12 protein-coding genes are annotated in these 18,311 nt (G+C 67.4%); 10 read left to right on the top strand and 2 right to left on the bottom strand.

The genetic code is table 11. From position 1 onward, the window contains the following. Positions 1 to 198 precede the first annotated feature (198 nt). From ACFXHB_RS12945 to ACFXHB_RS12920, 6 genes are read left to right on the top strand one after another with little or no spacing between them, the layout of a single operon-like run. Entirely contained in the window at positions 199 to 1,449 is a 1,251-nt protein-coding gene (locus tag ACFXHB_RS12945) for a methionine adenosyltransferase (RefSeq protein ID WP_380574083.1), read from the top strand. After that, the gene (locus ACFXHB_RS12940) at positions 1,449 to 2,414 is read left to right on the top strand and encodes an aminoglycoside phosphotransferase family protein (RefSeq protein WP_380574082.1); all 966 of its coding nucleotides are present in this window, start codon (positions 1,449 to 1,451) and stop codon (positions 2,412 to 2,414) included. Before ACFXHB_RS12945 ends, ACFXHB_RS12940 begins: the two co-directional genes overlap by 1 nt. Then, the gene (locus ACFXHB_RS12935; protein ID WP_380574081.1) at positions 2,411 to 3,121 is read left to right on the top strand and encodes a histidine phosphatase family protein; all 711 of its coding nucleotides are present in this window, start codon (positions 2,411 to 2,413) and stop codon (positions 3,119 to 3,121) included. The genes ACFXHB_RS12940 and ACFXHB_RS12935 overlap by 4 nt, the downstream gene beginning before the upstream one ends. Beyond that, entirely contained in the window at positions 3,114 to 4,406 is a 1,293-nt protein-coding gene (gene serS, locus ACFXHB_RS12930; protein WP_380574080.1) for a serine--tRNA ligase, read from the top strand. Before ACFXHB_RS12935 ends, serS begins: the two co-directional genes overlap by 8 nt. Then, entirely contained in the window at positions 4,407 to 5,429 is a 1,023-nt protein-coding gene (locus ACFXHB_RS12925) for a glycosyltransferase (protein WP_380574079.1), read from the top strand. Beyond that, positions 5,423 to 6,469: a hypothetical protein gene (locus ACFXHB_RS12920; RefSeq protein ID WP_380574078.1), complete on the top strand. Its 1,047-nt coding sequence runs from the start codon at positions 5,423 to 5,425 to the stop codon at positions 6,467 to 6,469. The genes ACFXHB_RS12925 and ACFXHB_RS12920 overlap by 7 nt, the downstream gene beginning before the upstream one ends. A 747-nt stretch (positions 6,470 to 7,216) precedes the next feature. Here the strand turns inward: ACFXHB_RS12920 and ACFXHB_RS12915 are convergent. Beyond that, positions 7,217 to 7,777 carry an NUDIX hydrolase gene (locus tag ACFXHB_RS12915; protein ID WP_380574077.1) on the bottom strand — a complete coding sequence of 187 codons (561 nt, stop codon included), beginning with the start codon at positions 7,775 to 7,777 and terminating at the stop codon, positions 7,217 to 7,219. 351 nt (positions 7,778 to 8,128) lie between these two features. On the opposite strand from ACFXHB_RS12915, the gene ACFXHB_RS12910 reads away from it, so the two are divergent. The 4 genes from ACFXHB_RS12910 to ACFXHB_RS12895 all read left to right on the top strand — a co-directional run bounded on the left by ACFXHB_RS12910 (position 8,129) and on the right by ACFXHB_RS12895 (position 15,389). Further along, positions 8,129 to 9,046, top strand: coding sequence for a phosphorothioated DNA-binding restriction endonuclease (locus tag ACFXHB_RS12910; RefSeq protein WP_380574076.1), 918 nt, complete (start codon positions 8,129 to 8,131; stop codon positions 9,044 to 9,046). 462 nt (positions 9,047 to 9,508) lie between these two features. Continuing rightward, positions 9,509 to 11,080: an N-6 DNA methylase gene (locus ACFXHB_RS12905; RefSeq protein ID WP_380574074.1), complete on the top strand. Its 1,572-nt coding sequence runs from the start codon at positions 9,509 to 9,511 to the stop codon at positions 11,078 to 11,080. Beyond that, entirely contained in the window at positions 11,073 to 12,296 is a 1,224-nt protein-coding gene (locus ACFXHB_RS12900; protein ID WP_380574073.1) for a hypothetical protein, read from the top strand. Before ACFXHB_RS12905 ends, ACFXHB_RS12900 begins: the two co-directional genes overlap by 8 nt. A gap of 54 nt (positions 12,297 to 12,350) precedes the next feature. Next, on the top strand, positions 12,351 to 15,389 hold the full coding sequence (locus ACFXHB_RS12895; protein WP_380574138.1) for a type I restriction endonuclease subunit R: 3,039 nt from the start codon (positions 12,351 to 12,353) through the stop codon (positions 15,387 to 15,389). Between the two features lie 69 nt (positions 15,390 to 15,458). Here the strand turns inward: ACFXHB_RS12895 and ACFXHB_RS12890 are convergent, their stop codons facing one another. Next, a complete protein-coding gene (locus ACFXHB_RS12890) occupies positions 15,459 to 18,308 on the bottom strand; it encodes an RNaseH domain-containing protein (RefSeq protein ID WP_380574072.1) in 2,850 nt (949 codons plus the stop codon). Positions 18,309 to 18,311: the final 3 nt, after the last annotated feature.

Below are 18,311 nucleotides of genomic sequence, written 5' to 3'. Positions count from 1 at the left end.
CAAGGCGTCTCTTGTGGACAGCGGGTGCTGTCCGAATGCCGGTACTGGTCGGGCCGTTCGCCGGCAGGGCTGAATGTCTCCGAGCGCTAAGCGCCCATTACACACCGCTACGAGCCTGACGTGCAGGTGTTCGGTGCAACTACGCGCCGAACCCCGCTGGTTACTGCCGTAGCCGGACCGACGGAAGAGGAGATCGCCATGCAGCGAGTCAGCACGACCGTGCAGCACAGCAGCATCACCATCGAGACCGGGCGTCAGCTCCCCACCGACCTCGTCCTGCTGGAACGCAAGGGGCTCGGTCACCCCGACACCCTCGCTGACCACCTGGCAGAGGAGCTCTCCCGCGCGTACAGCCGCTACACGCTCGACCGCTTCGGCGCCGTGCTCCACCACAACTTCGACAAGCTCGCCCTGCTCGGTGGCTCCTGCGAGGTCCGCTACGGCGCCGGGCGGATGACGGCCCCGGCGAAGGTGCTGGTCAACGGACGGGCCGCGTACGCCTGTGGCGGCGAGGACATCCCGGTACGGGAGTTGGTCGAGCAGGCCGTCGAGGCCTTCTTCCACGACCGCCTGCCCGAGCTCGTCGGCCACCTCGACCTGGTCTTCAACATCACCAGCAACCCCAGCCCCGGCGCGGTCGTCACCGACGAGAGCGGCACCGATCGATCGCGCTGGTTCGCACCCCGTTCGGTGGACGACCTGCGTGAGCGCCACACCCTGCTCGCCAACGACACCTCGCTCGGCACCGGTTGGGCCCCGATGGCCCCGTTCGAGCAGTTCGCCCATGCGCTGGTCAACCACCTGTCCGGCGTCAGTGAGTTCACCCGGGCGAACCCGTGGTGCGGCTCCGACGTGAAGCTGATGGGGCACTTCGACGGCGCGAAGGCCGAGGCCATCCTGTGCGTCCCGCAGAAGTCCGAGCATGTGCCCGACCGGGCCGCGTACCTCGCCAACAAGGAGGAGGTTCTGGCTGAGTGCGCCCGGTTCGCCGAGCAGCACCTCGCGGGCGTCGAGGTCACCTTCCTCCTCAACGCCCGCGACGTCCCGGAGAAGGACGAGCTCTACCTGACCTACACCGGCAGCTCCATCGAGTCCGGCGACGAAGGTGTCGTCGGTCGCGGCAACCGGGTCAATGGCCTGATCACCCCGCTGCGCCCGATGAACCTCGAAGGCGCCAGCGGCAAGAACCCCGTCTACCACGTCGGGAAGCTCTACAACCTGGCGGCCACCCGGCTCGCCCAGCGCCTGTACGAGGAGACCGGCAGCTACGCCGAGGTCCACCTGGTCAGCGCGACCGGCCAGCGACTCGACCAGCCATGGAAGGTCCTGGTCCGGCTCTCGGCCGAGGACCCCGAGATCGACAAGGTGCAGGCCCAGGTCGCCCTCGCCCTCGGCGGCTTCCCGGACCTCACTGCCGAACTCGTCCACCACGGCGTCCGGCTCAGCTGATGCCCACCGAATCGCGCACCCTCCTGCCTCCGCGCAGCGCCTGGCAGCGCCTTCGGGAGCACTACGGCCAGGGGGTGCACGGGTGGCTCGCCTGTGCACCCGAGCGCTTCGACGAAGCCGCGCAACGTTGGCAGTTGATCCTCCACCGCTACCACGACGCCGGGCACGCCTCGCTGCTGATGGTGGCGCACGAGCGCGGTAGCGGACGCGAGGTGCTGTTGAAGGCGTGGCCGGAGCACAGCCGTTACCGCAACGAGGTGGCCGCGCTGGGGATCTGGGCCGACGGGCCGGCCGTCAAGGTGCTCAACCACGCGGACGACCTCGGAATCGCCGCCTTGGAGGTGGTGGCCGCCGTACCCGGCGGAGCCGCCGGACCGGCGAACCACGAGCACGAGGACGTCGCCGCCGCACTACGGCAACTGCACCGCATCGGCCGAGGCGCGACTGCCACGGCCACAGCCGCAGCGCTTCCCGGCCTCCGCGACTACCTCGACGGCGAGTTGATCCCGCGAGTGCACCGGCGCCTGGCGGCGCAACGCCCCCAGGCGGAGGTCGACTGGGCGAGACTTGGCGAGAGTCTGGTCACCGGGCTGCACCCCGACGAAACGCGGGCAACGGTCCTCCACGCGGACGTCTACCGGGAGAACGTCCTCTTCGACCACGACAGGAAGCCCGTCCTGGCGGACCCCCTGCCGATGACCGGGGACGAGATCTTCGACTGGGCGTTCTGGACCGTCTACTACAACTTGGGCGCCGGCACCCGCGACCGGTTCGAGACCGCCGCCGTCACCGCCGATCTCGATCCACGGCGGCTGCGCCACTGGAGCCTCGCGCTCTGCGTGGACGGGCTCCTCTACTACCGTGAGGTGGAGGACCACCGTGCCCCCACGATGGAGCGGGTGATCGCGGGGCTGGCCGCCGACCTCGACCTCACCGCGCTGCCGGAGAGGACCGGCCGGACATGACCACCTACCTCCTGCGCCACGCCAGCACCCGCTACAGCACGACTCACCGCGTCAACGGCGACCCGACGGTCGATCTCCCACTCGACCCAGCGGGTCGCGTCGCCTGCCGGACCGGCAGCGGCGTGCTCGCCGCCGTCCAGCCAAGCAGCTGGCTCACCTCGGCGTTCGCCCGTACGAGCGAGACGGCCCGGCTGCTCATGGGCGACGCCGACCAACCCGTCAAGGTCGAGCCCGCGTTCAACGAAGTGGACTACGGGCAGTTCGAAGGCGGACCCTTCACGGAGTACGCGCGCTGGCTCGTCAACGCCGGCCCCTGGGAAGAGCCGCCCGGTGCTGCCGAGTCCCAACGCGAAGCCATCCGCAGGATGCTGCGCGGCCTTCGCAGCGCCCTCCAGCTGCCCTCAGCCCGGGTGGTCGTCGCGCACGGGCTGCTGGCCTCCGTGATCCGATGGCAGAGACGGACTATGCGCGAGAGCCCGGGGCGGGCCATGCCGATCTTCTTCGACGAGGTGCGCTGCCTGTACCTGACCAGAATCGAGGACAGCGAACTCGAAGACCTGATCACGGCCCTGCTGGACGCCCTAGACACGGAGGAGGAGAAGACCAACGCTGCGGGCGGATGGGCGGCGAGGCCAGAAGACCGGCGCGTACTTGCTACCTTCGATGGACCATCTGCCCAGCTGGAGGAGACGAACTCCCATGCATGATCCCCGCGCCCTGATCGAGATGGGCTCCGAGGCGGTCCGCCGCCTCGCCCGCCGCGGCTACACCCTGGATCTCTCTGCATTGGAGTCTCTTCAGTCCCGCCGATCTCAGCTCATCACCCGCGCCGACGATCTGCGGGCCGAGTCGAAGCGGGTCGCCCAGGAGGTCCAGCAGGCGGCTCGGCAGGGTGGCGACACCGAGGCCCTGAAGGGCCAGGCCCGAGACCTCAAGGAGTCGATCCGCTCGGCCGAGGCCGAGCAGGACCAGGCCCAGCAGGAACTGCGCGACCTCCTCCTGACCATCCCCAACCTCCCGCTCGACAGCACCCCGGACGGCGACTCGGACGAGCACGCCGTCGAGATCCGGCGGTTCGGCGCGCCGCCGTCCTTCTCCTTCGAGCCGAAGGACCACGTGGACCTCGGTGAGGCTCTCGGCATCCTCGACTTCACCCGGGCCAGCAAGCTCTCCGGCTCCCGGTTCAGCGTCTCGCGCGGAGCCGGCGCCGCCATCGAGCGCGCCCTGGCGACGCTCTTCCTGGACCTGCACACCAAGCGCCACGGGTACGTCGAGCACGCGGTCCCCTACCTCGTCACCCGGCAGACCATGACCGGCACCGGTCAGCTCCCGAAGTTCGAGGAAGACCTCTTCGCCACCGGCATGGGGGAGCGCGAGCTCTTCCTGATCCCGACCGCTGAGGTCCCGCTCACCAACCTCTACGCGGACGAGATCATCCCGCCCGCCGAACTCCCCCTGGCCCTCACCGCACACACCCCCTGCTTCCGCTCGGAGGCTGGCTCCTACGGGCGTGACACCCGCGGCATCCTGCGCCAGCACCAGTTCTCCAAGGTCGAGATGGTCCGCATCTGCGACCCCGAGGACTCGCAGGCCCAGCTGGAGAAGATGCTCAGCCACGCCGAAGCCTGCCTCAAGGAGCTGGGCCTGGCCTACCGGGTCGTCCAGCTCGCCGCCGGCGACCTCGGCTTCTCCGCCCAGATCACCTACGACATCGAGGTCTGGCTGCCCAGCCAGCAGACCTACCGCGAGATCTCCTCCGTCTCGGACTGCGGCTCCTTCCAGGCCCGCCGCGCGGGCATCCGCACCCGGGACGAGCACGGCAAGACCAAGCCCGTCGCCACCCTCAACGGCTCCGGGCTGCCCATCGGCCGCACCCTGGCCGCCCTTCTCGAACAGTGCCAGCAGCAGGACGGCTCCATCGTCCTGCCCGAGGCCCTGGTGCCCTACCTCGGATTCCGCCGGATCTCGGCGGACGGAACAACGGAGGCATAAGTGTTAGTCGGCATCTGCGACTTCCCCAGCAGCTACACCTTCCCGCCCGCCGGCTACGGCGGGATCGAACGCTGGCTCTGGGCAGTGGCGGAAGGCGCCCGAGCCGCAGGCGCCGACGTACACCTCCTCGGCCCTGGCTGGAGGACCGACCTCGCAGCGGACTGGACCACCCGTCCGATCCGCCTGGAGGACCTCCAGCCGGGTACCCGGCAGACTCGTGACCTGCGTTCCACCGGCTACGACCTGCTCGTGGTCGGACACGAGTACCCGTCGCTCCCCGGGTGGCGCCGGGTCTGGGCCGATCTCGACTGCGACGTCGCGACCTTCCAGCACTCGCCGGTCTTCCGGCACGCCGCCGACGCCTTCGACGCGAGGCGTTCCCGGCTGTACTGCTACTCGCCCGAGATGGCGGGGCTGTACGCCGCCCACACGCCGGTGCTGGAGCACGCGGTCCACCTCGGGCTCGGTGAAGCCGAACCTCCCGCCAGGCCCGGCCGCGACCTCGTCTGGCTCGGCCGGATCGACGAGGAGAAGGCGCCGCACCTCGCGGTGCGCGCGGCCCAACTGCTCGGTCGGCGGATACGCATTGTCGGACCGGTCTTCGACAACGACTACGTGCGACGGCACCAGGCCCTCTTCGCGGCCGATCACGTCAGTTGGGTCGGCGAAGTCGGAGGCGCGGCCAAGACGGCCGCGTTCTCCGATGCCTCGGTCTACGTCTACACGTGCTCACGCAGCTACGTGGAGGCCGGCGCCGCCGTGTTCGGAGAGTCCCTGCGAGCCGGCACGCCTGTCGCCGCACTCTGCTGGCGAGACGGCACCTGTGCGGAGGCGGCTCTGTGCGAGAGCACCGGAGCCGTTGCCAGAGCCGATCCTGAGCACGATGACGAGGACGTGGCCCTGGTGCTCGCCACTGCGATCGAGCGGTGCCTGGAATTGGACGCACCGACCGTGCAGGACATCGGCCTGAACCGGTTCGACCCCGAGCGGCACTTCCGCGCTCTGGCGACCAGGCCGTGCTGACCGCGGACTCACCGTCGAGGCCGCTCGATCTCCTGAGCAACCGCCTCGGGCTCGGCACGCAGTGGGACATCGAGCACGGTGCCGACGGTCGCTTCGAGATCCGTCACCGTCACCGGGGGACGCCGTATCGGCCGCCCCGTCGACCGCCCGAGTGGGCCGGTCTGCTGCACCAGCTGGAGAGTGGCTTCCGTGCGGCGGGCGTCACCCGCGCGAGACCGCTGCCCATGCGGTGGGGCCGGGACACCGAGTTGACGATCTCCGCCGTCCAGGCAGTCGACCCCCTTCTCAAGGACGGCAAGCCGTACGTCTTCCGCCGTGGCTACCTCCCCCAGCCGGTCGTCCGCCTGACCGGCGAGCGGGACCAAATCGGCGCCCTGAAGGAGGGATTCCTCACCTCGTTCGTCAACATCTCGCGCATCGAACCCGTCACTCGGTCGGCCGAGTTCACCGGGATTTTCGACCACTGGCTCACACTGTTGTCCGGCATCGGCCTCCACGCCAGACACCTCACCATCCATGGCCGCAATGCCGTCTGGCAACGCCGCGAAGTCTGCGGCCTCACGGTGCACTTCCGGCACCTGGACCTTCCCATCGGTGACATCGTCCTGCTCTGGAATGCCGCGGATCCCAGCTGCATGGCCGTGGACCTGGGCTCCGGCCTTGAGCGACTGGCTTGGGCCCGCACCTGTCGCCCCTGGTGGGAGCTGGCCTTCGGCCGCTTCGCGACGGCCGGCGTGGACACCGATGTGCTCGACGCCGTTCGAACCGCGACGCTGCTCGTCGGAAACGGCATCGCCCCTGCGGCACGAGGGGCCGGCGGGATACTCCGCCGCGTCCTTGCCGCCGTCTCCGCGGACGCCGCACCGCTCGGGGTCAGCGCCCTGGTCCGGGCGAGCCACGGATTCTGGAGCCTCACCTCACCGATGGCGCTGCCGTGGCCCGAGGTCGCCTTCGTCATCGAGCGCGAGATCCACCACCGCGGCGTCACTTCTTCCAGCCCTCTCCCCCTACCGCGGTCGAGCTGGAGCGACAGGACGTGAGACCCCGACGTGACCGGAACCCTCCCGCCGAGTTCCGACTCCGCTTCGCCTGGACGACCGGGTTCTGCTTCAAGTGTGAGGAAGTCACCCAAGTCGCCGAGTTGGGCACACTCACCGTTGAAGGCGAGACCGTCACACTCGCGGCCTGCCACCTCTGCGCCTGGCGGCTGGAGCGGCAGCACCACCACGCCCGCCAGGCCCATCTCCGCGCCCAGCTCGCCGGTGCGTGGGCTGACGCTACGAGACGCGCAGCAGCCTGCACGTGAGAAAAGCGTCGCGAAGGTCCTTTGCCGCTAACGGGAGACGCTCCTCACAGCCGCTTTCCTGACGCCACGTTCGACACCAGGACGTCCTGGCGGTTATCGAGGAGTCCCCGCAGCTCTGGGAGCGATTCCTCGCCTATGAGACCGCTGCCTGCGCCAGCCTCGGTGGCCGCGATGGGGGCACCCATATTCTTGTCGCGGCCCGGCGACGTGGCTGAGTTACCGGACGGGACATCCACCAGGGACCCATTGCTCGGGCACTCGCCGGGGCAGCCACAGTGACCGCGTGGCAGGCACTCGACGTCGGTACCATGGAACGAGCCTGGCGCCACTACGACCTGGGCAACAGGACGAGGCCATGAACCACCTACGTCAGGCGCGGCTCCTGGCCAACCGCACGGGGGCAGCCCGCCAACGCGCCCGAATCGACCAACTGGTCGGAAAGTTCGAAGCATCGCGATGAGGGTGGCGATCTCCCGAACTCTCACTGACTTCGGGAAGCCAGGACATGCAGGAGCGCCACTAAGGTTCCCGAACCCATGAGCTTCCCCTTCGCCATGAGCACCGGGATCTCGGACATCGGAACCCACGCGACGTGGCCGGCCTCCTCACCGTCCTCGGGCGCGCCAACGAGGGTCGCCCCCTGGCCGACGAACACCTCGTGCGGCGAGTCCACCATGCCGATCATCGGCTGGAAGGTAACCACGTGGTCGAGGTGATCCGGTCGCCAGCCGGTTTCCTCCTCGACCTCGCGCAGAGCAGCCCCGAGACCGTCCTCGCCGGGATCGACGATGCCACCGGGAAGCTCCCACCCCCAGGACTGCGGCACGAAGCGGTACCGCCAGAGCATCAACGCGCGGTCATCGGCATCCAGCACCGCGGCGATGGCCACGAGCTTCAATCGGACGACGTGATGCTCGAAGCGCGCCACACCAGGCGGCTCAACGTCCACGAGCGCCAGCTGTACCCATGGGTTGTCATAAACGACGCGGTCGCCGTAGATCTTCCACGGCGCGAGCCCGTCGGCCTGAGTGCTCACCAGCAATCACATCCTGGGAAGGCGGCAGTGGGCATAGTTGACCACACCTGCCGAGTGGGCGGCGTACGTTGAGATCAACCTGGACGGAGTGGAGATCGGCGAGTGCGCCTTCCATACCGCCGACCAGATCGACGAGCTCCTCATCCCTCGTCTGGCCCGGCGAGTCCACGCCGCGATTGACGCACGATCCCCGTCGGCAACCTCCTACTTGGAGAATGGGGTGCCTCGCTGCTGACTCAGGTGCCCGGGTGCTTCCCCCCTGGACGGTTCGACTCGGCTACCGATCACCCTTGTTGAGTGCAGACGCTGGACCCCAGGGCGTAGTTGGCGTCGGTGCCACGAACTACGCTGACGGTCATGGACTGGCTCGATCGGGTGGCGAAGCTGCGACAGTGGACAAATAGCGAGGTTCGCGCTCCGCATAAGCCGCTATTGCTGCTGTACGCTCTCGGCAGCTTCCAGCAGGACACCCACAGCGAACTGCGCTACAGCGTGGTCGAGGAGGAGCTGAAGCGGCTGTTGGTCGAATACGGGCCGCCGAATCCCACGACGCCCGCATACCCCTTCCACTACCTGGTCAATGACGGAGTGTGGGAGGTCCGGACCGACCACGGGCCGGGAAGTCCGGGAACCGGCATCCGGCTTCTCCGGTCCAGTGGTGCTACCGGCAGACTCGTTCCGGAGTTGCGCACAGCGCTCATCAGGGAACCTTCGCTGCTGGGGCGGCTGGCCCGCGTACTGCTGGACATCAACTTCCCGCCGTCACTGCACACCGATCTGTGCGAGGCCGTCGGCCTCGATCTGGAGCTGGCCGAGACCGCGCCCGTGGCCGGCCTGCTGGGTGAAGCCGAGACCGCTGCACGTCGGCAGCGGGACCGCCGGATGCGCGAGATGGTCCTGACGGCGTACGAGTTCCAGTGCGCCTTCTGCGGCTACGACGGGATGCTCGGCGCCAGCAGCGTCGGGCTGGAGGCCGCGCACGTGCGGTGGTGGTCCTACGACGGCCCGGACGAGGTCGACAACGGCCTGTGCCTCTGCGCGCTGCACCACAAGCTCTTCGACAAGGGCATCCTGGGCTTGGGCGAGGGGCACCGCATTCTCGTCTCGCAGCGCTTCGTCGGCCGCAGCGAGGCGAGCCGGCAGCACGTGCTCGCCGGGCAGCCGGTGATAGGTCCACAATCGGGCGTTCCATCCGTCGCCGATCGGCACCGAGAGTGGCACGCCCGACAGGTTTTCCATGGTGCGCCCCGTACGCTGGCAGAAACGCTGTGCTGACTGGGGACACGTGGCCGGCGTCGGCTCATCGCCGTCCACCAGGCTCTGGGGCCGACTCCTCGCCTACGAGACCGCTGCTTGCGCCAGCCTCGGCGCCCGCGATGGGGGTACCCATATTCTTGTCGCGGCTCGTCGACGCAGCTGAGCTCTCGGACGAGACAGCCACCACGGCGCGCCTGGCCGAGAAGTCCGACGGCGCGGCTCAGGCAGGCAGTGTCCTGAACCGGAAGAAGATCAACAAGCGTGGGGAACCTGGCCGCTGCTCGCTTGCACCGTTTCTTGTCCCAGGGGACGGATATCGTTGGTGAGTCGTTCCGCGCAGGGGATACGACGCCCCGCGCAGGTTCACCCGGCAGGACACGCCTGGCGACTACATGTCGAGCGCGCCCGAATCGAGTGACCAGCAGGAACAGCACGGCCTTCGGGTCGCCGCCCTTTGACGAGCAAGGACACCCCCGACTGATGGCAGTGACCCAGCAGGAGATCGAGAACCGGCTGTGGGACGCCGCCGACGAGCTGCGCGTGGCGATGCCCGAATCGCAGTACTCCTCGGTAGTCTTCCCGCTGATGTTCTGGAAGTACCTGTCGGACACCTGGGAGCACCGCCGCCAGGAGTTCCAGGCCGAGAACCAGGGCCTGGACTACTCCGCCGAGGAAGCCCGCGAGATCGAGTACCGCGACTACCAGGACTTCGAGCTCCCGCTCATCCACCCCGACACCGTCCAGGAGCGTCGTTCCTCTTGGACGTCCATCCTCGCCACCGTCACCCGGCCCGGCCTCGGCCAGCGGGTCCGGGCCTCCCTGCAGGCCATCGAAACGGCCAACCCTGACAAGTTCTCCCGCATCTTCGGGGCCATGACCTGGACGGCCGAAGAGGTGCTGTCGGGGGAGGTTCTCGCAGCGGTCATGCAGGCGATGGACCGAGTCCCGAAGATGCACGAGGGCAACATGTCCTACGACGTGCTCGGTGGGGCGTACGAGTACCTACTGAAGCGCTTCTCCGACGGGTCCGGCACCCGTGCCGGCCAGTTCTTCACCCCGCGCGAGGTCGTCGAGCTGCTCGTCGAGGTCCTGGACCCCCAAAACCGCGAATCGGTGTACGACCCGACGTGTGGGTCGGGCGGCATGCTCATCGCCTCCGCGAACCTCCTGAAGGCACACAACAAACGTGGCTACACGCTCAAGCTGCACGGGCAGGAAGCCGTAGCGGACACTGCGGGCGTGGCACGCATGAACCTCTTCATGCACAACCTCACCGACTTCAAGGTCGAGGTCGGCGACACCCTGAAGGACCCTCTTTTCAAGAAGTCGGACGGATCTGTCGAGCAGTTCGACGTGATCTTGGCCAACCCGCCTTACAGCCTGAAATGGAAGCCTTGGACCAAGGACCCGCGTGCGATCGGCGGAGTCGCGCCCTTGTCGTCTGCGGACTGGGCGTTCGTGCAGCACATGATCGCCAGCATGGACCCGCTGAAGGGCCGCGCCGGTGTCGTCCTGCCTCACGGCGTCCTCTTCCGCGGCGGCCAGGAAGCAGCTATCCGCCAGCGAGTCCTGGACGATGACCTGTTGGAAGCCGTGATCGGGCTGCCGGCGAATCTCTTCTACTCGACGGCCATCCCCACGGCGATCCTGGTGTTTCGAGCGTCCGGTACCAAGCGCCCTGAGCGCAAGGGCGGGGTGCTGTTCATCGATGCCTCCAAGCGGTTCACCAAGGCCAAGAACCGCAATGTCCTCACCAAGGTCGACATCGCCGACATGGTGCGGGCCTACCAGGCGGACTTCGACGCTGATGGCAACCCGGTGGACCTCACCGTAGAAGCTGCTCTCCCAGCGCGGTTGGTGCCCACCACGGAGATCGTGGCGAGTGGGTACGACCTGAAGATCGACACGTACATTAAGCAGGCTGCCGCTGAGAGCGAAGACCTTGGCACCCTTATCGACGCCTACAACGTCGCGCGTGCCGAACGGCAGAAGACTGAGGCTCGGATGCTTGCGGTGCTCGCCGACGCCGGGATCGAGGGCTTCGATGACTGACTCGAGCAATGACCAGGCCGCCGGAATGCAGGAGGGCTGGGTCCGGGCGCCTCTGGCACGGTTTCTCGTGCCGAATGTGGAGTCGGTGGACGTGGACCCGCAACAGATGTACCCAACTGTGGGCGTGCTGAACAGGGGGCGAGGGCTCCTCTATCGCGATCCCGTAGCGGGGAGCTCAACCTCCTACAAGAAGCTCAACCGGATCCGCCCGGGCGTGCTCGTCTACAGCCGACTCAAGGCGTTCGAGGGCGCGATCACCGTCACGCCTGACGACCTGCCGGAATCGTTCGCTTCGCAGGAGTTTCCGACCTTCGCCTTCGCATCTGACGCAGACCCCGACTTCTTTCGCGTTCTCGCCACGACGCAGCGCATGTGGGATGCCCTTCAGGGTGCGTCCAAGGGGATGGGTGGCAGGCGTGAGCGGGTGAAGCCCGCTGACTTCCTCGACATCGTCATGGACCTTCCGCCACAGCCAGTGCAGGAGCGGATCGTCGAGATCATCGATGCGGTGGACGACCAGATCGCCGCACTCGATGGTGAGGCTGAGGCCACGATGCGCGTCCGAGACGGGCTGCTGGATGAGTTCACAGGTGCTGTTGCCAGCGACACGAAGCTGCTCGGGGACCTCTGCCCCGTGATCGGCTCGGGGCCGTCTTGGGCGGCCAAGGATGAGTCTTCGGTCCCGTCAGAGGGAGCGTGGACGGTCCTGAAGATCACCAACACGAAGCCCGACGGGTCCATCGACCTGAGCGAACTGGCCTATGTGGTGGGGCTACCGGCCCGCACAAAGGTCATCGGTCCGACGAGTCTGGTCATGATCCGAACCAACGGAAACCGCAAGCGGATCGGCAACGTCTATCTCCCGCCAGAGGAAACTCACGGTGCGGCGGTCTCCGCCTTCCAGTTCACCCTGGACGCTACCGATGTCGAGACGAGGGACTACCTCTACCTCGTGCTCCGCAGCCCGAGGATCCAGCACTCGATGAGTGAATCCGCTAGCGGCAGCACCGGGCTTGGGAATCTGGCAGTCCGGTGGCTGAACAGGCTCGAGATTCCCTGGCCCGACGCTGAGGTGCGCCAAGTCCAGATCGAATCGGTGTGGGCCATCGACGCCAAGATCGCCGCAATCCGCGCCGAGGCTGACCACCTCCGAAGCGTCCGTGTCGGGCTGCTGGCGGGCTTGCTGGACCGCACTATCGAGATTGAGTCTGTCTAACTGGGGGTCTGAGCTGTGGCGAAGGGCATTCGGGAGCGCGAGTTCCAGAACTTGATGATCCGGTGGTCCCTCCCTATGGGCTGGGGCTTCACCGCGGGGCGGGCGTTGCCGCGTGAGACAACGCAGACAGTGATTTCCTCCCAGCTGCGGGATGCCATCGTCAGGTTGAACCCCGGGGTGATCGGGGGGTTCGACGTGGACGCCGTGGCCGAGGAAATCGTCGCGACGGTCAATGCTGTCGAAGGCGGACTGGTCCGGGCCAACGAGCAGGTACTGCGCCTGCTGCGCGGACACAAGGAGTTCCGGGACGCCGATGGCGTGTGGCACGCCCTGAAGGTCATCGACTTCGAGCACCCGACCGCCAACACGCTGGTCGTGTCCGATGAGGTGACCATAACCGTCCCAGGCAAGACCTCCCGCCGCTTCGACCTCGTGTACTGGGTCAACGGCCTGCCCCTGGTCGTGGTCGAGGTGAAGTCACCGACCGCAAAGTCCGGGTGGGTCGATGCCGCCAACGAGATCAACAACGTGTACGTCACCGAGTACCCCTGGTTCTTTACGCCCAACGTGTTCGCCGTCGCCTCCGACGGACTGAAGCTGCGGTTCGGTGCCGCCGGCGCGCCCACGAACCTGTGGCAGCCGTTCCGGTCCACCGCCGACGACGAGAACCTGTCAGGGCAGGCCGACGTGAAGCGCTCCGTCGAGCTGCTCATGAATCCGGCCACGATCCTGGACATGCTCGCCAACTTCGTCCTCTTCGACACTGCCGGGGGTGGGGCTGACATCAAGTACCTGCCCCGCTATCCGCAGATGGAGGCCGCCCACCTGATCCACGAGCGGGTCCTGGAGGGCGGGTCGAAAGGTCTGGTCTGGCATCACCAGGGGTCGGGGAAGACCCTGCTGATGGTCTTCGCCGCCTCGCTGCTGCTGACCGACACCCGCACCGATTCACCCACGATCATCCTGCTCTCGGACCGGACCCACCTCGTGCGGCACACCGCCGGGGTGTTCACCTCCGCCATGGGGGATGCCTACTTCCACCGGCCCAAGACCAGCCAGAAGCTGCGTTCCCTGCTGGCCGGCGACGTGCGCGGTGTCATCTCCACGACCGTCCACAAGTTCGCCGACGCCGGCGAGAACCTGTCGACCAGGGCCAACATCATCGTGCTGGTCGACGAGGCACACCGCACCCAGTCCGACAAGAAGAAGTCCCTGGCCGGGCAGATGCGCGCAGCGCTGCCGAACGCGAAGTTCTTCGGCATGACCGGCACTCCCGTACGGAACCTCGCCACCGACACCTTCGCCCTCTTCGGCGAGGAGGCCGACCCGGGTAGTGTGCTGCACCGCTACTCGGTGTCCCGGTCTCTGTTGGACGAGGCGACCGTGCCGGTCGTACTGGACCCGCGCCCGGTCGTCTTCGAGATGAACGACCAGGAGTTGCAGGCCGAGTTCGACCAGTTCGCCGACGACTTCGATCTCGATGACCCCGACCGTGAGACGCTGTCCCGCAAGTTCGGCCGTCTCACCTCGGTCTTCGCCAACCCCGACCGCATCCACGCGGTCTGCCAGGACATCGTGGACCACTACCTGGCCGGCGCCTACCGCAACGGCCTCAAGGCCCAGGTCGTCGCCTTCAACCGCGAGCTGGCCGTGGCATACATGGAGAAGATCAACGAGCTGCTGGCCGGCTTCGAGGCGTCACAGGTGCTCGCCAAAGTCGGGAAGCACGCCCGGATCACCGCCGAGGTGAACATCTCCGTCTCGGATGCCAAGGACGAAGTCGCCGCCCTGAAGCCGTTCCAGCTCTCGGAGGCCGAGGAGGAGGAGCAGAAGCGGCGGTTCCTCTCCCCGGACGACCCGCTGTGCTTCCTGGTGGTGACCGCGAAGCTGATGACGGGGTTCGACGCCCCGAACGAGGGCGTCCTCTACCTGGACAAGCCCTTGAAGGCCCACAGCCTGTTCCAGACCATCACCCGCCCGAACCGCACCTGGGTATCCCCGACCGGGTTCGTGAAGACCCGCGGCGTGGTCGTGGACTACATCGGCCTGGCCGAAGAGGTCCAGCGGGCCGTCGTCGACCCCACCTCGAAGGGAGTCGGCAAGGGCGGCGGGTTCGTCACTGACTTGTCCGCGCTGGTCGCCGAGTTCCGCAACACCTTCGCCCGCATCGAAGACCTCCTCGCGGACGTGGACGGCCTCGACCTCACAGTCCACGGTTACGAGTCCGTACGGGCCATCAACATCTTCCTGGACGCCAACCCTGAAGCGGCCGAGGTGTTCACGAAGGACTACCGGCTCCTGGCCCGCCTGTACCCGCTCATCAACACCGACAAGCGGGTCGCCAAGTACCAGGACGGCTTCGGACTGTTCGGATCCGTGTACACGACTCTGTTCAAGAAGTCCTCCGATGAGGAGAGGAAGGAACGGCTAGGCGAGCTGGGACCGATGGTCTTGGAGATCATCAACGCCCACGTCCACTCCTTCTCCGTGGCCGCCTCCCAGGAGGAGGCCCTCGTCCTGGACGCCCAGGGCATCGTCATCCTGAAGGAGCTGCTCGCCCTCGTCCGCCCCAAGCCCGACAAGGGTGACGGTCAGGAAAAGACGCCGCCGTCCGCGGCGGAGATCCTGGACCGCATCAAGGCCGCCCTCGACAAGGGCGTCGAACCGGGGTCCGCGAAGTACACCGCACTCGCGGAGCGGATAAGGCTGCTGCGCGACCGGATCATCCAGAACGCTCAGGATGCCCTGGACTTCCTGTCCGAAGCACTTCGGATCGCCCGCGCCGTCGTGGACGCCGAGAAGCACCCCAACACGGCCGTCGTTGTGTTGGACGACGACCACGTGGGTGTCCTGTCGCGGATCATCCACGACCACGCACCGTCCGGCCTCACAGTCACCGAGAGGAATCTGGCCGAGGAGATTGACCAGGTGGTTACTCGCACTCTCGCCCGGTCGTGGGACAATGCCGACGCTCGTAACCGGGGCGCCCGCCGCGCCACCGCCGCAGTCTTCCGCCGGTACACGCTGAAGCCGGTGGGGGAACCGTACGACTCCACCGTGGCCTACATCGAAGCCCACTACCTCGTCGACTGACGACCGGACAGAGGCGCGGCAAGCTGCGACGGCTGCCGGGCCTCGTCGTTACAGTCCCCCAGACCTACGCTAATCCTCTGTTCCATTGACTGGTGCTTCCTCAGCACCTGGTTCCGCGAGCGGCTTCTCCTCCGGTGCGGCAGTGCGCCGGTACTGCGGGTGGTCGAGGTCCATCTGCTTCGCGGCGTGCAGAGGGAGGGGGAAGCGGGAGCGTCCGTCCCAGAACTGGGCCTGGTGGGAGAGCTTCGCTGTGGTGATGGCGAGAGCCTCCTCGGAGACACCCTCGGCGCAGGCGAGCGGGTAGATCTCGTTGGCCGTCATGGAGTACCAGTTCTGGGGCATCTCACCCTTGCGTCGCTCCTCCTTCTTGTCGGAGAAGACGGAGGGCTTCGCGTCCCATCGGGTGTACTTGGATCCAAGCCGGCCTGCGCCGTCCCCGTCGAAGGCGCGTGGCACGTTGCAGAAGATCCACACCGGGGCGCCGAAGTCCGTGGTGACCTGGTAGAGCGTGGTCGCGGTGTCCTGTTCCACGGGGTCGCCGCCTTTGGCCTTGGCGATCCGGGTCGTGCTGACCGGTTGAGGTACCTCCTCGTCGCTGACGTTGATACGGATGACGGCCTGGGGCCGCTCGTCACGGCTCAGGGTGCTACCGGGAAGCCAGTAGCGGCTGTTGCGCTTCTCGGGAGAGCTGCCGAGACGCATGTTCTGCAGCCCGTCCCACATCCGTCGTGAAGCGAGCTCGTCCACGGTGACGACGTACGGGGTGTCGTCCAGTTCCTCGGACAGGTCGGCGAGGGCGCGCTCGACGGTCTCGGCCGCGTCGTCCCAGCGCTGCCGGTAGGTCTTCTTGTCGCCGGTGCCCTCGGGGTAGGCGCTGGCGTGGAAGGCCGGCTGTGCCAGGCGGTAGGGCTGCCATACAGGCCGGGTGGAGCTCCAACCGAGCATCGTCCAGGTGCCACCGGCAACCGCCGGGGGCACGAGGGCCGAGGCGGTGATGACCACCTTGGGTTGGCCGAACTCTCCCTTGCGCCTGTTCTGCTGCCTTACGTGGATGCCGACGTGGGCGATGCGGTCGACCGGATAGCCCGCCTTCTCGGGTTGCAGCGCATTGGCGATGCGGTCGTCGATGACGCCAAGCGAGCGGTAGAGGTCGAGGAGGGCCATCTCGGCGGGGTGGTCCTTCGCCTTGGGCTTGATAACGCCCTTCTCGTCCTTGCCTCGGAGGTACTGAGTCGGGACATCGAGGTCAGCGAGGATCTTCCTGGTCTGGGGCTTGGCGTCGAGGTCGTCGAGGCTCGCCTCACCGCCGCCGTCGGCGTCGGCCGCTGTGGGGATCTCGGTCTCGCACCAGGCACCGACAAGCACCCCGTCCTGGGACCGACGCGCGGCTCCGGTGGCCGCCAGCGCCTCCTTGCGGCCACCGGAGGGCCCAGGTTCAAGGAAGTCGCCGGCCTGATGGAACACGGCGGTGATGTGGTCTCCGTACAGGCTGAGCTCGTCGCCGCCGCGCGGGTCGAGGCCCTCCGGCGCGAGGCCGAAGGTCTTGCAGAAGGTGTCGAGCATCCGCAGTCGGGTTTCGTCCCGGTACCACAGGCAGACGATACGCAGCTTCTTGAAGCCGGCAGCTTCGACGGAGGCGAAGATGGACTCCGGGGTGGGGAAGAGGCTGCCGCGTTGGCGGATCGGGCCGAGCGTCTTCGGATCCGGATGCTGCTCGCGCTCCGCCTTGCGGCGCAGGTACTCCTGCTTGGAGATGTTCTCCGGGTCGGTGGGGCGGTGCGGGAGGCTCATCCGCACCTCGAGCATCTCCAGGGGCTCGGCGTGGTCGGCGAAGACGTTGGTGAAGTGCTGGTGCAGGAGCCGAAGGTGGTGCATGCCGGTGCCGGTGCCGATGGGGAAGGAGAAGTTCTTCGGCAGGATGGGCCAGACGTGTCCGGGGTGCTCGCGGGGGAAGCGGGCTGCTTCCTTCTTTTCCTTCGCGTCGGCGAGGAGCTTCTGCTCCCGCTTCGAACGTTCGTCGATGGTGCGCAGGATCGAGTAGTCCATCTCCAGCCGGCCGAGCGCCTGGAGAGCGAGGCGGTTGATGGTGCGGGCGCCACCGCGACCGTTGAGCTTGACCTCCAGCAGCGGGTTGTCCGGGCCGGGCTGCTCCGCGAGGGCGGTGGTGGAGAAGACGAGGGAGGAGGAGATGCGGGTCACCCGGGAACTCAGCAGCAGTACGGGGTTGGCGACGTTGGGCAGGGTCTTCAGCTTCAGTGCGGTCCGGGATAGGGCGAAGCGGCCTCCCTGTTCGTTCTGCCAGGGGTCGTCGAAGGCGACCAGGCCGCCCGTCGTGTCCGCCCGTAGTTGGATGGACTTGCTGTCGGAGATCGCCCAGCGCTCAGCGGCGAAGCGTCGGGACAGCTCCCAGGCGACTGTGCTGAAGAGCCAGTTGGGGGCACTGGGTTGGGTGTTGCTGGTGGGCTGGAGGTACTCGGCCAGCAGGTGCGTGCGCTCTGGGGTGTCGGCGATCCGCTTGGCCAGTTCGGGCGCTGTGGTGATGTCGATCGTGCTGACGTCCTGACCGAGGGCCAGGTAGTGGGTGAGGGTGAAGACGCGGCGGAGCAGTTTGCTGTCGACCGGGCGGAGCGAGGCGAGGAACGGGGCGCGGCGGTCCGGGTCGAAGTAGACGTAGCCGCCGCTCATCATGCTCAGGACGGTGGTGGCGATGGAGTAGGGGGCCTGGGCCGAGTCGTTGTTGAACTTCTTCTTGCACAGGTGGTCGAAGTCGTCCCAGAGCTTCCAGGTCGCTTCGTCGAAGTGCCGCACGTGGACAACGGCATCGCCGACCAGCTCGGGGGTGCAGCGGAAGGCGAGGGTGTTGAGGTACTTGCCGGGTGCGCGGTCCTGGTTGCCCGGTGCGGGGTCCTGCTCGGTCACGTG

Source organism: Kitasatospora sp. NPDC059327, from assembly GCF_042752535.1.
Lineage (GTDB): Bacteria > Actinomycetota > Actinomycetes > Streptomycetales > Streptomycetaceae > Kitasatospora.
The sequence above is the reverse complement of the archived record's forward strand: the minus strand, read 5'-3'. Positions and strand labels throughout refer to the sequence as shown.

Excerpts from the sequence above, each read along its gene's own strand:
- ACFXHB_RS12945 (WP_380574083.1), top strand. The coding sequence starts at position 199 with ATGCAGCGAGTCAGCACGACCGTGCAGCACAGCAGCATCACCATCGAG.
- ACFXHB_RS12940 (WP_380574082.1), top strand. The coding sequence starts at position 1,449 with ATGCCCACCGAATCGCGCACCCTCCTGCCTCCGCGCAGCGCCTGGCAG.
- ACFXHB_RS12935 (WP_380574081.1), top strand. The coding sequence starts at position 2,411 with ATGACCACCTACCTCCTGCGCCACGCCAGCACCCGCTACAGCACGACT.
- serS (WP_380574080.1), top strand. The coding sequence starts at position 3,114 with ATGCATGATCCCCGCGCCCTGATCGAGATGGGCTCCGAGGCGGTCCGC.
- ACFXHB_RS12910 (WP_380574076.1), top strand. The coding sequence starts at position 8,129 with ATGGACTGGCTCGATCGGGTGGCGAAGCTGCGACAGTGGACAAATAGC.
- ACFXHB_RS12905 (WP_380574074.1), top strand. The coding sequence starts at position 9,509 with ATGGCAGTGACCCAGCAGGAGATCGAGAACCGGCTGTGGGACGCCGCC.
- ACFXHB_RS12900 (WP_380574073.1), top strand. The coding sequence starts at position 11,073 with ATGACTGACTCGAGCAATGACCAGGCCGCCGGAATGCAGGAGGGCTGG.
- ACFXHB_RS12895 (WP_380574138.1), top strand. The coding sequence starts at position 12,351 with ATGATCCGGTGGTCCCTCCCTATGGGCTGGGGCTTCACCGCGGGGCGG.